The 13,126-nt window shown below is 56.6% G+C and carries 13 protein-coding genes; 7 read left to right on the top strand and 6 right to left on the bottom strand.

Features of this window, described 5'->3' with window-relative positions; genetic code table 11:
* Positions 1–85: 85 nt before the first annotated feature.
* Entirely contained in the window at positions 86–718 is a 633-nt protein-coding gene (locus tag HY2_RS05635; RefSeq protein ID WP_034825492.1) for a hypothetical protein, read from the bottom strand.
* Between the two features lie 160 nt (positions 719–878).
* Here HY2_RS05635 and purL point away from each other — a divergent pair, with 160 nt between their 5' ends.
* Complete coding sequence (gene purL / locus HY2_RS05630) at positions 879–3,146, top strand: phosphoribosylformylglycinamidine synthase subunit PurL (protein WP_034825490.1); 2,268 nt, start codon at positions 879–881, stop codon at positions 3,144–3,146.
* A 63-nt stretch (positions 3,147–3,209) separates the two neighbouring features.
* Here the strand turns inward: purL and HY2_RS05625 are convergent, their stop codons facing one another.
* Both HY2_RS05625 and HY2_RS05620 read right to left on the bottom strand, forming a co-directional pair.
* Positions 3,210–3,827 (bottom strand): porin family protein, encoded by a 618-nt coding sequence (locus HY2_RS05625; protein WP_034825489.1) that lies wholly within the window; start codon positions 3,825–3,827, stop codon positions 3,210–3,212.
* 348 nt (positions 3,828–4,175) lie between these two features.
* Positions 4,176–5,168 carry a M28 family peptidase gene (locus HY2_RS05620; RefSeq protein ID WP_051594762.1) on the bottom strand — a complete coding sequence of 331 codons (993 nt, stop codon included), beginning with the start codon at positions 5,166–5,168 and terminating at the stop codon, positions 4,176–4,178.
* Between the two features lie 140 nt (positions 5,169–5,308).
* On the opposite strand from HY2_RS05620, the gene HY2_RS05615 reads away from it, so the two are divergent.
* The 3 genes from HY2_RS05615 (at position 5,309) to grxD (ending at position 7,905) form a co-directional block, all read left to right on the top strand.
* Positions 5,309–5,545, top strand: coding sequence for a BolA/IbaG family iron-sulfur metabolism protein (locus HY2_RS05615; RefSeq protein WP_034825487.1), 237 nt, complete (start codon positions 5,309–5,311; stop codon positions 5,543–5,545).
* Between the two features lie 70 nt (positions 5,546–5,615).
* A complete protein-coding gene (locus HY2_RS05610) occupies positions 5,616–7,487 on the top strand; it encodes a M2 family metallopeptidase (protein ID WP_034825486.1) in 1,872 nt (623 codons plus the stop codon).
* Between the two features lie 79 nt (positions 7,488–7,566).
* Entirely contained in the window at positions 7,567–7,905 is a 339-nt protein-coding gene (gene grxD, locus HY2_RS05605) for a Grx4 family monothiol glutaredoxin (RefSeq protein WP_034825484.1), read from the top strand.
* A gap of 3 nt (positions 7,906–7,908) precedes the next feature.
* Here the strand turns inward: grxD and HY2_RS05600 are convergent, their stop codons facing one another.
* Entirely contained in the window at positions 7,909–8,175 is a 267-nt protein-coding gene (locus tag HY2_RS05600; RefSeq protein WP_146617169.1) for a hypothetical protein, read from the bottom strand.
* Between the two features lie 186 nt (positions 8,176–8,361).
* On the opposite strand from HY2_RS05600, the gene rimO reads away from it, so the two are divergent.
* The 3 genes from rimO (at position 8,362) to HY2_RS05585 (ending at position 11,467) form a co-directional block, all read left to right on the top strand.
* Complete coding sequence (gene rimO, locus HY2_RS05595; RefSeq protein WP_034825479.1) at positions 8,362–9,717, top strand: 30S ribosomal protein S12 methylthiotransferase RimO; 1,356 nt, start codon at positions 8,362–8,364, stop codon at positions 9,715–9,717.
* A gap of 149 nt (positions 9,718–9,866) precedes the next feature.
* The gene (locus HY2_RS05590) at positions 9,867–10,790 is read left to right on the top strand and encodes a GIN domain-containing protein (RefSeq protein WP_034825477.1); all 924 of its coding nucleotides are present in this window, start codon (positions 9,867–9,869) and stop codon (positions 10,788–10,790) included.
* A gap of 23 nt (positions 10,791–10,813) precedes the next feature.
* Complete coding sequence (locus HY2_RS05585; RefSeq protein WP_034825475.1) at positions 10,814–11,467, top strand: GIN domain-containing protein; 654 nt, start codon at positions 10,814–10,816, stop codon at positions 11,465–11,467.
* Here HY2_RS05585 and HY2_RS05580 read toward each other — a convergent pair.
* Together HY2_RS05580 and rpsD are read right to left on the bottom strand one after the other, a co-directional pair.
* Entirely contained in the window at positions 11,464–12,291 is an 828-nt protein-coding gene (locus HY2_RS05580) for a PPK2 family polyphosphate kinase (protein ID WP_034825473.1), read from the bottom strand. The two genes, HY2_RS05585 and HY2_RS05580, sit on opposite strands and share 4 nt — an antisense overlap.
* Before the next feature lie 76 nt (positions 12,292–12,367).
* On the bottom strand, positions 12,368–12,985 hold the full coding sequence (gene rpsD, locus HY2_RS05575) for a 30S ribosomal protein S4 (protein WP_034825471.1): 618 nt from the start codon (positions 12,983–12,985) through the stop codon (positions 12,368–12,370).
* Positions 12,986–13,126 lie beyond the last annotated feature (141 nt).

Below are 13,126 nucleotides of genomic sequence, written 5' to 3'. Positions count from 1 at the left end.
TGAAATGACAAACTGAAACAAAGCTGGCCCGTCTCATACCGAGGCGGGCCAGTTTCGTTCACGGGGATTGAACGTGTTGGGGGGATCAGGTTCCGGAATCGGATGGAGCCTCAGCCTCTTCTTCATTTTCCGTGTTGGCGCCCTCCAAATTGCTCTCGATCGGCGGGCGGCAGGTTTCGATCAGCTCTTCAACCATCGGGTCAGTCGGCATGACATAAGCGCTCTGACCAGCAACAAAGCGAAGATCACCATCTCCATTGGCCAGGGCATTAGCCGCCGTTGAACGCGTATCGAACATGCCGACGATTTCCTGGCTCTCTTCATCTACCTGAGCGACGATGGCCGCATTGCTGGCCGAGGTGAACACGCCGACCTGGGACGGGGCATCCTTGCCCGCGAATGTGCGGCGCAGAACCAGTACGTTCTGGCCGTCTTCGCCTGCAAAAGCGTCAGGCTCCTGACACGTAATCGACAGGCTGACCTCACCATCTTCCGACAAGTAGGCCACTTGCTGGCCACGGGGGGTATCGGTCTTCTCCCATGCGCCTTTGACTTCAGTCACCTGGATTTCAGGAGCCTTGTCGGCCTTCTTCGTGTCCTTGTCGGCGGAGTTGATGGGCGTAGGCGCGGGCATGGCCTCGCCATCTGCCTTGGTGACGTTCTGTCCGCAGGCTACAGCAAGCAGGGGTGCTGCCAGAATGAGTAGATGTTGCTTCACGGTCGGCTCCTTTCCAAAGCTGCCTGTTCAGCTGTTTCAACGCCCACCCCTCCGGAAGGCTTCGTTAAAATGCGTTCATTTTGCGAAAAGCGGCCTCTAACGGCGTCTGAACGGCAATAGAGTCTGGCGACTCGTGGCAATTGCCGCTAAAGCGCCGGGCATGACTGACACATCTGCGATCCTCGCCCACCTCACCGCCGAGCAGGATGAAGCTGCCGGCCTGGAACATGGCATCAAGGCCGACGAATGGGAGCGTCTTGTGACGCGCCTGGAGCGCAAGCCAAACCTTGTGGAACTTGGTATCTATTCGGTGATGTGGTCCGAGCACTGCTCCTACAAATCATCCCGTCGGCACCTGTCGAAATTCCCGACCAAGAATGACCGCGTCATTCAGGGGCCGGGCGAAAATGCCGGTGTGATCGACATTGGCGATGGCCAGGCGGCCATCTTCAAAATGGAGAGCCACAACCACCCGTCCTATATCGAGCCCTATCAGGGCGCAGCTACAGGCGTAGGCGGCATTCTGCGCGATGTCTTCACCATGGGCGCCCGCCCGATTGCGCTGGTCAATGCGCTACGCTTTGGCTCCCCTGACCACCCGAAGACACGCAGCCTCGTCGCCGGTGTCGTGGCAGGCATTGGCGGCTATGGCAATTGCGTTGGCGTGCCGACGGTCGCCGGCGAGACGCAGTTTGACGAAGGTTATAATGGCAATATCCTGGTGAATGCTATGGCGGTTGGCCTCGCAGATCAGGACAAGATCTTCTATGCGCGCGGCGCAACGCCCGGAAACCCGATCTTCTATGTTGGTTCCAAAACCGGTCGTGACGGAATCCATGGCGCGACCATGGCGTCTGCTGAATTCTCTGAAGGTGACGAAGAGAAACGCCCAACGGTTCAGGTGGGCGACCCGTTTACCGAGAAGCTGCTGATCGAGGCCTGCCTCGAACTGATGGCGACCGACGCCATTCAGGCGATCCAGGACATGGGCGCTGCGGGCCTGACGTCTTCCTCTGTCGAAATGGCGGCCAGCGGCGGCGAGAATGGCGAAGGCATCGGCGTGGTCATGGACCTAGACAAGGTGCCTCAGCGCGAGGAAGGCATGACCGCCTACGAGATCATGCTGTCGGAGAGCCAGGAGCGCATGCTGATGGTGCTCTATCCCGACAAGATTGATGTCGCGAAAGCCATCTTCGACAAATACGACCTCGATGCCGAAGTGATCGGCGAAACGACAGACAATGGCCATCTGGTCCTGAAGCAGTTCGGCGAAGTGGTTTGCGATATTCCGGTTGCCCCGCTGGCCGATGATGCGCCGAATTATGACCGCCCCTGGAACGAGCCCCCGAAGCGGGCCGCCCTGGACATTTCAAAATATTCCGAGCCTGACAATTATTGCGATGTGCTGCTGAAGCTAATGTCCTGTCCGGACATGGCCTCCAAGCGCTGGATCTGGGAACAATATGATCGGCATGTGATGGGCGACACGGTCGACAGCTCCCAGTCGCAGGGGGATGCAGCGATTGTCCGCATCCACGACACGAACAAGGCGCTGGCGATTTGTTCCGACTGCAACCCGCATTATGTGGCAGCGGACCCGTTTGAAGGCGGAAAGGCCGTTGTGGCGGAAGCCTATCGCAACCTGTCTGCCGTGGGCGCAACGCCGATTGCGATCACCGATAATCTCAATTTTGGCAATCCGGAAAAGCCGAACACGATGGGCTATATCGTGAAGGCCATCGAAGGCATGGCCGAGGCCTGCCGCGAGCTCGACTTCCCGGTCGTCTCTGGCAACGTGTCCCTCTACAACGAGACCGACGGGAAGGCGATCCCGCCAACGCCGGTTGTCGGCGGCGTGGGCCTGATAGAGGATGTGTCGCAGATTATCACGTTGAAAGGTGCGCAAGCGGGCGATGTAGCCTTCTTGATTGGCGCGGCGGGCAGCGAGCTTGGCGCGTCCCTCTATGCCCGCACAATTCTGGGCCTGAAGGGGGATGACCTTGGCACCTCCCCGGCAGTGGACCTGAAAGAGACGGTGCGTATTAGTACAGAAGTCCGCAAACTGATCAAAGATGGCGCTGTGCGCGCTGTGCATGATGTCAGCGATGGCGGCGTTGCCTGCACGCTGGCCGAGATGGCGCTGGCCAGCGGTGTCGGCGTCGAGATCTATGGACCCAAAGCCGGACAGCTCGGCTATTTGTTTGGGGAAGATCAGAACCGGTTTGTCATCGCTGTGGATGCCGCCGACGAAGAGGCCACGCACCAGAAACTGAAAGACCTTGGTCTGCCCTATACGCAAGTCGGCAAGTTCAAGGGCGATGCGATTGAGTTCACCTTGGTGGGCTCAGAGGCCCAGTCGATCTCCCTGGCGACGCTCCGCGAGGCACATGAAGGCTGGCTGCCGACTTATATGGATTCCGTAGACTGAATGTGAAAAGCCCCTCCCGCATTCTGCGAGAGGGGCAATCCATTCAACTACAATTACGTTCGATTAGAATTTGTAGCCGAGACCCAGCATCACACCATTCGTGTCGGTGCTGTCGAAGGAATAGTAGGTGTAGTCACCCCGCAGTTCCCAGTTCTCGCTGAGGTCATAGGTCAGACCCGCACCGATGGCTGGGCCATCAGCAGAGTCTTCGATATTGATGGCGGTGCCACCGGGCGTGTTCACAGAGGCATCAACGTCGATATAGGCATAACCTGCACGAGCGAAGAGATTCATACGCTCCGTAACCGGCAAATCTGCGCGGCCATAGAGACCGACCAGATAGTTCAGGCCGATATCGCCTGACGCACCGATGACGTCTTCAAAGTCGCCATCATCATTGTCATCAAGATTGAATTCGTCTTCGTCGACATTGTAGTCGAACTCACCATCATCAATGCCGCTGGCCAATTCACCTTCGAGGCTGAAAACATTGTTGAACTTGTAGCCAAGACGCGCCGCAATGCCATTGGTATCAACACCGCTCTCAGCACCATCCGGCTTAATGTCCAGATACTGATACCCGCCGTCCAAATAGAGGCCTGTGTCATTGTCATAAGACTGTGCATTCGCCGTTGCTGCCAGACCCGTAGCTGCTGAGGCAATCAGAATATACTTAAACATGTGGTCTCCTTTTTAAAAAAATCAGCTCCCGCCAGATTGACGAGACCACAAGGAAACCGTGTCCGAACTGTGTTCGTTCCGATGACAATTCCGCAAGCTGCAGCAGTTGCTGCAAAGCCACATATTCTTAACGCGGATTAACCCTACGTGACGTTGTTTTAATGGAACTTTTTCGATTCCGACGCTCTCAGGGGTTAAGCCTGTGCAGGGGCATGCGCAGTACAGGCGGAACCAATGCAAAAGCAAGGCGTAAGGCAGGGTTGTTCAGATCAGGGATAATATTTTGGCGTCCGCCTTAAGCAGTAAACGACTGACCGATATTATCCGTAAACGGCAATTGCATCTTACTTAGTAGTTGCTACCAACCCACACATCTGCCTTTTCAACAGCCAGAGTGATTGTGTCCCCTGCCCTGAGAAAAAAGTCATGGGTGATGTTCACATAATCATCTGAAGGCTGGTGATAGCCTGGATGATCCTCGACACCGAAATACAGGAATGGAATTCCCGCCTTGTGAAACGGCCCATGATCGGACGCGAGCGTCCAGTCATCTGGCCCGAGGTCTGGCTGGTCATGTCCAACCATGAGCGAGACCGGCGCTTCAGCTGCAATCTCCTTGACTAGCGGCAGCAGAGCTGGCGTATGATATGTGCCTGCCACATATAGCTCACCTGCCTCTGAACGGCTGACCATATCCAGATTGATGTTCAGAGCCACGCGCTTGAGGTCAATCAGATCTGACCTGACCAGCGCCTTGGCCCCTTGCAGGCCCATCTCCTCACGATCCAGCGCAGCAAAGGCGATATCATGCGTGGGGCGGTTGCGTTTGAAGTATTCCGCAATTGCAATCATAGCAGCGACGCCGGACGCATTATCATCTGCGCCATTATAGATCTCTCCATCTATAATGCCCAAATGGTCATAGTGTGCGGTGATGATCAGCATCGGGCCTTTGCCAGGCGTCTTGCCAGGCATCCAGCCAAGCACGTTCACGCCTTCTTCCGGCGTCGTATCCGCAGGTGCGTCTTCTGGCGCCGTGATCGGGAATGGATGTTTGTAGCTGTCGCCAACTGGTTCCAGTCCGATATTTTCGTAGCGCTTCAGGATGAAGTTCATCGCCGCATCTGCACCTTCGGTGCCGGTACGGCGACCCTGAAGGGCATCTGAGGAAAGCGTCTCCGTCAAATTCAGCATGGCTGGGCCGTCAATATACTGGGTCTGATAATGAGTAAGCGTCGTAGAATCGTCCGGCTTGTCGCGCATGGAGAAGAATACGACTGCCCCGATTATCGTCACGACAAGCAGGATTTCGGAAATAATGAACGCGCGGCCGATCTTCATGGGTCAGATCCTGAGTGCTGTGGAAGACGTGCGCACCCTATTCCCATGACACTAGCCTCACAACGCCCCCGGTGCGGGTGCTTGACGCCGCACGTCTGAAAAGCCACCTGTGCGGGGAACAAGAATAAAGGAAGACTGCCATGGCCATGTCCCGCGAAACGCTGCTTGGATATCTGACGGATGCGTTTCCGGAAGCAGACATCACGCTGACTGATCTCGCCGGAGATGATAATCACTGGCAAGCGGAAATCGTCAGCCCGCAATTTGCCGGATTACCGCGCGTGAAACAGCATCAGTTGGTATATTCTGCCCTCAAAGGCACAATGGGCGGGGAACTTCATGCGCTGGCATTAAAGACAAAGGCCCCATCTTCTTGAACAAGCTGCATTGACGCAACGAACGGTTCGCGGTTGTTTGCCCCGCATCGAAGGATGAGGAAACAACCTTATGAAACGTTTGACCCTGACAAGCAGCGTGATCGCGCTGGGGCTTGTGCTGGCCTCCTGCTCATCACCTGAAAAAGCTGAAGCCCCCCAAGCAGACCTGACTGAAACCGCTGCCGAGACATCAGCCGAGCCGGATCATTCCGCAGAGATTGCCGAGGCTCGCGCATTCCTGGAGATGGCAGAAGCCAAACTGGCCGCGCAGAGCAAGATTGCCGCACAGGCCTACTGGAACCAAGCAACCAATATCACAGACGAGACCAATGCTGCAGCTGCCGAGGCTGGCGCTGTCTCAACCAAGCTAGCCGTGTCGCTGGCCAACGACTCCAAGACGTTTGATGTGGACGTCCTGCCGGCTGACCTGGCCCGCAAGATGAATATCCTGCGCTCCAGCATCACCATTCCGGCCCCCTCTACACCCGGCGCGGCGGAAGAGCTGTCCAAGATCACGACCAATCTGGACGCCACCTATGGCACCGGCAAGTTCACCTATAAGGGCGAAGCGCTCAATCTGGATCAACTCTCCACGATCATCGAAACCAGCCGCGATCCGGAAGAGCTGAAAGCTGTCTGGGAAGGCTGGCGTACCGTCTCCGTGCCGATGAAGGATGACTATGCCCGCATGGTCGAGATCGCCAATGAAGGTGCTGAGGAGCTGGGATTCCCGAGCCTCGACCAGATGTGGCTGTCAGGCTACGACATGCCGCCGGAAGAGATGGAAGCCGAAGTCGAGCGGCTATGGACGCAGGTCGAGCCGCTCTACAAGGAGCTGCACTGCTATACGCGCGCCAAGCTAAACGAGAAGTATGGCGACGATGTGCAGCCGCGTACCGGCCCGATCCGCGCTGACCTGCTGGGCAATATGTGGGCCCAGCAATGGTCCAGCATTTATGATATCGTGAGGCTGGCCGATGTGGTTGCGCCAAGCTATGACCTGACGGAGCAACTGCGGGAAAAAGGCTATACGCCGATCAAGATGGTCGAGACGGGGGAAGCTTTCTTCACCTCACTGGGCTTTGATCCACTGCCGAAGACCTTCTGGGAACGCTCCATGATCGTGCGCCCGGCAGACCGGGAAGTGGTCTGCCACGCCTCCGCCTGGGATCTTGATGATGAGGAAGATGTCCGCATCAAGATGTGCACCGAGGTGAACGCGGAAGACTTCTACACCGTGCACCACGAATTGGGGCACAATTTCTATCAGCGCGCCTACAAGGATCAGGACTATCTCTACAAAAACGGCGCGCATGATGGCTTCCACGAAGCGATTGGGGACTTTGTCGGACTGTCCATCACGCCCATTTATCTTCAGAAGATCGGCGTGATCACGGAAGACCAAATTCCGCCGGAGGAGGCCGATACGGCGCTGCTGCTGAATACTGCGCTCGACAAGATCGCCTTCCTGCCCTTCGCGCTGACCGTTGATGGCTGGCGATGGGATGTGCTGGCCGGCAAGACCGCGCCGGAAGACTATAATCAGGCCTGGTGGGACCTGCGCCTGAAGAATCAGGGCCTTGTGCCGCCGGCCCCGCGCCCGGCGGATGCCTTCGATCCCGGCGCCAAATACCACATTCCGGGCAACACGCCCTATCTACGGTATTTCCTCAGCTACATCCTGCAGTTCCAGTTCCATAAGGCGGCCTGTGAGCAGGCCGGATGGGAAGGCCCGCTGCATCGCTGCTCCATCTATGACAACAAGGAAGTCGGCGAGCGCTTCAACGCCATGTTGGAAGCAGGCGCTTCACAGCCATGGCCGGACACGCTGGAGAAATTCACCGGCACCCGTGAAATGGATGGCAGCGCGATCATCGAATACTTTGATCCGCTGATGCTGTACCTGAAAGACCAGAACGCCGACGAGAGCTGCGGCTGGTAATCTCACTACCCGGCAGCTTCGCTTCTTGACGCTGCCGGGTATCCACCACACATGCTGTGCAGACAGCGGAGATATCTGAATGACTGACCAAGCCACACTCGACGCCATCGACAAGGCCGTGAAGAGCAATGACGTTGTCCTTTTCATGAAAGGCACGCCGACCTTCCCGCAGTGCGGTTTCTCATCCGTCGTGGTTCAGGTGCTGGATTATCTGGGCGTGGAATATGTCTCCACCAACGTTCTGGAAGACCAGGCCGTACGTGAAGGCATCAAGGCATATTCCGAATGGCCAACCATCCCGCAGCTTTACGTCAAAGGCGAGTTCGTTGGCGGCTGTGACATCGTAAAAGAGATGTTCGAAAGCGGCGAGCTGCGTGACTTCCTGAAGAAAAAAGGCATCGAGCTGGAAGAGGCATGAGCCTCAGCCCTGCTCTGCCGCATTATTCGCAACCATTTGATATGCGTCCATCGGGCTGTCAGCCTGAACGAGGGCGGGTGAGACCAGGAACAGAGCGCTAAACGCCAGACCGGCCATATAGCTTTTGCGGCGGCGGAACGGCATTGGATAGCAGGCTTTCGCGGCGCGGCGCCATTGCTTCAGCGTATACCAGATCAGGTAAACGCCTAGCAGCGCGAAGCCCCAGCCAGCCAGATTAATCATCCATCCTTCCATAGTCGCCTCTATCATCGCGTGTTCATGCGATCTTATGGCTAACAGTTTGATGTTTCCACGCCTCCAAGTTTTTGGACCAATTTGGGACTCGGCCTGCAACCAAAACTTAACCCTGATGAGCTCCTACCCAGACGCAAGGCCCTCATCCGGGTCTGTCGGCATGCTCTTCCCAGACATGGGCTTTCGTTATAGCAGGGCGCGATGAACACGACACCGATTGCCCCCGCCCCGATCCGGCCCGCAAAATCCCCGAAAGTGGGGATTGTTTCGCTTGGTTGCCCCAAGGCGCTAGTGGATTCCGAACGGATCATCACGCGTCTACGCGCGGAAGGCTATCAGATCGCGCCCGACTATGATGGCGCAGACCTTGTTCTGGTAAACACATGCGGCTTCATCGACAGCGCGCGCGATGAAAGCCTGGACGCAATCGGCGAGGCTATCGAGGCCAATGGCAAGGTGATCGTGACGGGCTGTCTGGGTGCAGAACCGGATGTGATCGAGAAAGCCCACCCCAAAGTGCTGGCGATTACAGGGCCGCACCAGTACGAAGCGGTCATGGACGCGGTGCACACGCATCTAACGCCGCCGCACAATCCTCACCTTGATCTGGTGCCAGAAGCCGGCCTGCGCCTGACGCCTCGCCATTATGCCTATCTGAAGATTTCAGAGGGCTGCAACAATCGCTGCTCCTTCTGCATCATCCCGAAACTGCGCGGCGATCTTGCGTCCCGACCAATCCATCATGTTCTGACAGAAGCCGAACGTCTGGTTGGCGCAGGCGTGAAGGAATTGCTGGTAATCAGCCAGGACACGTCCGCCTATGGCTTGGATGTGCGCTACAAGCCGGAAACCTGGCGCGGCACGGAATATCAGACCCGCTTCCTCGATCTGGCAAAGGGGCTCGGCAGCCTCGGCGTGTGGACGCGGATGCATTATGTCTACCCTTACCCGCATGTCGATGATGTCATCCCGCTGATGGCTGAAGGCCTGATCACGCCCTATCTGGATATTCCATTCCAGCATGCCTCCGCCCCTGTTCTGAAAGCGATGAAGCGCCCGGCCAAGCAGGACCGCGTGCTGGAGCGTATCCAGCAATGGCGCCGGGATGTTCCCGAACTGGCCATCCGCTCGACCTTCATTGTCGGCTTCCCCGGTGAGACGGACGAGGATTTCGACATCCTGCTGGACTTTATCCGCGAAGCGAAGATCGACCGCGCCGGCTGTTTCAAATACGAGAATGTCGCCCATGCCGACAGCCGAGACCTGCCGGGGCATATCCACGAAGAGGTCAAGGAAGAACGCTGGCATCGCTTTATGGAAGTACAGGCGCAGATTTCTGCCGACCGCGCGGCGGCTCAGGTCGGCACGGTTCAAGATGTTATCATTGATGGCCCAGGCGATGAGCCGGGTGAGATGATTGGACGAACGAAGGCCGATGCACCCGAAGTTGACGCCGTGATTTATCTGGACAATGCGAGTCACCTGAAGTCGGGTGATATCGTTTCTGCTCAGGTTACGGATGCCGATTCCTATGATCTTTATGGCCATCCTGCATAAACTCTGATTTTCACAAAGCCAGCAGATATGTAGCGGATGTTACGTGCACACAGGTCGAGTGCGCGCTGTACTGAGATTATTGAAAAACAATACATTGACTTATCGTATTTCGATATGAATATGAGGGTATCAAGTTCTGGAGCATACTCATGAAACGCACTGCCATCTCTATCGCCGCACTTACCCTGGCGGCCATGCCTGCCCTCGCCGAGACCAAATCCTATGACGTGTCAGACTTTGACGCCCTGGATGTCAGCGGTGCCATCATGGTCGAGTACACGCAAGGGCCAGCTCATTCCGTCACAGTGGATCAGAAGGATGGCGATTTCTCTGATATCCTGATCGAAACCAAGGGCGACGAATTGCAGATCAAGCGCAAGAGCCTCGAAAAGGCTAAATGGCGCAAGAACATGTCGATCAAGCACAAAAATGGCGAACTTGTCGTCAAGGTGAATGGCGATGTGAAGCCGAGCTATAAAGTCATCGTCACTTCTCCCTCGATCAGCGAACTGGACATATCCCAGTCCTCCATGCTGACAGCGAACAATATCTCGGCAGACGAGCTGGAGCTGGACAGCTCCTCAAGCGCCTCCCTGACGGTCAGCGGCACTTCAAAGGATACCAGCATCGAAGCGTCTTCGAGCTCTGATCTCGACGCAGAAGACTTGGTCAGCGACAAGCTGAGCATTGATGCATCTTCCAGCGCAGATGTCAGCGCAAACGCCTCCGGCGCCGGTCCGGTTGATGTCGAAGCGTCTTCGAGCTCTGATGTAGAAGTCACTATTGCCGGATCGTCCGATGTCGAGATCGACGCGTCCTCCAGCGCAGATGTCACTGTTGAGGGAAGCTGCAATTTGATCGACGTGGAGGCCTCCTCCTCCGCCGATGTTGACGCCGATGACCTGATCTGCGTTTCCGCGAAAGTCGAAGCCTCCAGCAGCGCTGATGTCGGCGTTCATGCTTCCAAGTCCGTCAAGGCAACTGCCAATAGCGGCGCAGATGTTTTGGTCCACGGCGACCCGGCTGAACGCGATGTCAGCAAATCGAGCGGCGGCGACGTCGACTTCAACTAATTCCTGAACGGAAGGAAATTCTCATGAAAAAACGCATTCTGTTCGCTGCTGCCTCCGCAGCCCTTGCAGTCACCGCCTTTACGCCGGCCAGCTACGCAGATGTCACCAAGACATATGATGCGGTAAACTTTGATGAACTGGATGTCGCGGCAGGCGTCGAAGTAAAGTTCACGACAGCCCCGGATTATTCCGTACACGCGGTTTTCTCCAGAGGCGGCCCTGACGATGTGAAAGTTCGTCAGGATGGTGATCGGCTCTATCTTGCCCGCAAGAATACATCCAGCCTGAGCAACAAGAAAATGCGCGTCACTTTCCATGTGACCGCACCAAGCCTTGAAGAGATTGAAGCAAGCTCCGGTTCCTCCCTTCTCGCAGAAGGACTGCAGACGGATGACATGGTGATCAGCGTCTCCAGCGGCGCATCCGTGTCGGCGTATGGCAGCTGCAACAAGCTGAACATCAAGGCCTCGTCCGGCGGCTCAGCCAATGCAAAGGAGCTGACCTGCAAGACCGTGAAAGCCGGCGCCAATAGTGGCGGCTCCGTTCGCGCCTATGCCAGCGACGCAGCCAAGAGCAAGACATCCAGCGGGGGCAGCGTCGACATTTATGGCAACCCAGCCTCACGCTCCGCCAATAAATCCATCAGTGGCGGGTCTACGGACTTCCACGGAGGCTAACCGATATCGAAATCGTCCGGCTTGTATCCCGGGTTCGGCCATTCGAGGTTCAGATCTTCGAGGGCCCCGCGGACAAGCCGGGCGATCATCGCATTCCTGCGGGTACGGCTGTCTGACGGGATCACATACCAGGGCGCATGCTCTGTCGAACAGCGCTCGATCGCTGTCTCATAGGCCGCCATGAACTTTGTCCAGTCCTTGCGGTCATCCAGGTCTCCCGGATTGAACTTCCACAGCTTGTGTGGCTCGACCAGACGCTCGGCAAGGCGCACGCCCTGCTCCTCATGCCCAACATTCAGCATGCATTTGACGATGATGACACCATTCTGTGTAAGGTGTTTTTCAAAAGCATTGATCTGGTCGTAGCGGTGTTCAATCTCTTTCGGGCTGGCCCAGCCGCGTACTTTCACGACAAGAACATCTTCATAATGTGAACGATCAAAGATGCCGACACTGCCCTTCTTCGGCACGGCATTGTGGACGCGCCAGAGATAGTCGCGTGCCAGTTCGTTCGCGCTGGGCGCTTTGAACGCCTTCACCTCCATGCCGAGGGGCGTCGTGTCTGCAAAGACACCGCGAATGGTGCCGGATTTTCCTGCTGTGTCCATGCCTTGGAGCACGACCAGAACGGATTGCTTCTTGTGGGCATACAGCATGTCTTTCAGCTCATTGATGACGGCCGCATCCTTTTTGAGGCTGGTTGCGGCATCATCCTTATTGGCAAAGATCGCGTCATCCCGCGTTGGCCGCTCCGCCAGGCTGAATGGCTCGCCGGGTTTGGCGATAAGGTGATCGCGAACATGCTTGATGCTGGGTATGTCCATATGGGGCAGGTCTCCAAAAAGAAAGGCCGCACCAGTCTGGCGCGGCCCATCAAATAGTTCAAGAAATTCAGTCCTCTTAGGAGGAGTAGAATTCGACCACCTGTGCCGGTTCCATTTGGACCGGGTATGGCACGTCGGAGAGTTCCGGAACGCGCACATAAGTGGCTGTCATCGCTTTCGGGTCGACTTCGACATATTCCGGAACGTCACGCTCCGGGCTGCCGAGTGCTTCAAGCACCAGAGCCAGGTTGCGGGACTTTTCGCGGATCTGAACAACATCGCCCGCTTTGAGGCGGACAGAACCGATATTACAGCGGCGACCATTCACCATCACGTGGCCGTGGTTGATGAACTGACGGGCAGCAAAGATCGTTGGAACGAATTTCGCGCGATACACAACGGCATCGAGACGGGATTCGAGCAGACCGATCAGGTTCTCGGAGGTGTTGCCTTTCATGCGGTTCGCATCTTCGTAAATACGAAGGAACTGCTTCTCCGTGATGTCGCCGTAGTAGCCTTTCAGCTTCTGCTTCGCCATCAGCTGCATACCATAGTCGGACGTCTTGCTGCGACGGCTTTGACCGTGCTGGCCCGGCTTGTAGTTACGCTTGTTTACAGGAGATTTGGGGCGGCCCCAGATGTTTTCACCGACGCGACGGTCGATTTTGTACTTCGCGCTGTGGCGACGAGACATGGTAGTACCTCATTATCGACGCGGGCCGGTGGGCGACGCTCATTCGCACCCACGATTTCAACGGCGGCACCGCACCATCCCGTTGTGAAGCGCGGGGTAAACACCAAACATCTTCTTCCGTCAAGCTGCACACCTGCTACA

Origin of the sequence: Hyphomonas pacifica (assembly GCF_000682675.1) — a bacterium.
Lineage (GTDB): Bacteria > Pseudomonadota > Alphaproteobacteria > Caulobacterales > Hyphomonadaceae > Hyphomonas > Hyphomonas pacifica.
Note: the sequence above shows the minus strand (reverse complement) of the source record. Positions and strands in the feature narration are given on the sequence as shown.

Bases quoted from the DNA above. Each gene is read 5' to 3' on its own strand.
- HY2_RS05615 (WP_034825487.1), top strand. From the start codon at position 5,309: ATGGCCATGTCCCGCGAAACGCTGCTTGGATATCTGACGGATGCGTTT.
- rpsD (WP_034825471.1), bottom strand. From the start codon at position 12,985: ATGTCTCGTCGCCACAGCGCGAAGTACAAAATCGACCGTCGCGTCGGT.
- HY2_RS05620 (WP_051594762.1), bottom strand. From the start codon at position 5,168: ATGAAGATCGGCCGCGCGTTCATTATTTCCGAAATCCTGCTTGTCGTG.
- HY2_RS05590 (WP_034825477.1), top strand. From the start codon at position 9,867: ATGAAACGCACTGCCATCTCTATCGCCGCACTTACCCTGGCGGCCATG.
- HY2_RS05600 (WP_146617169.1), bottom strand. From the start codon at position 8,175: ATGATAGAGGCGACTATGGAAGGATGGATGATTAATCTGGCTGGCTGG.
- purL (WP_034825490.1), top strand. From the start codon at position 879: ATGACTGACACATCTGCGATCCTCGCCCACCTCACCGCCGAGCAGGAT.
- HY2_RS05610 (WP_034825486.1), top strand. From the start codon at position 5,616: ATGAAACGTTTGACCCTGACAAGCAGCGTGATCGCGCTGGGGCTTGTG.
- HY2_RS05585 (WP_034825475.1), top strand. From the start codon at position 10,814: ATGAAAAAACGCATTCTGTTCGCTGCTGCCTCCGCAGCCCTTGCAGTC.
- HY2_RS05625 (WP_034825489.1), bottom strand. From the start codon at position 3,827: ATGTTTAAGTATATTCTGATTGCCTCAGCAGCTACGGGTCTGGCAGCA.
- HY2_RS05580 (WP_034825473.1), bottom strand. From the start codon at position 12,291: ATGGACATACCCAGCATCAAGCATGTTCGCGATCACCTTATCGCCAAA.
- rimO (WP_034825479.1), top strand. From the start codon at position 8,362: ATGAACACGACACCGATTGCCCCCGCCCCGATCCGGCCCGCAAAATCC.
- grxD (WP_034825484.1), top strand. From the start codon at position 7,567: ATGACTGACCAAGCCACACTCGACGCCATCGACAAGGCCGTGAAGAGC.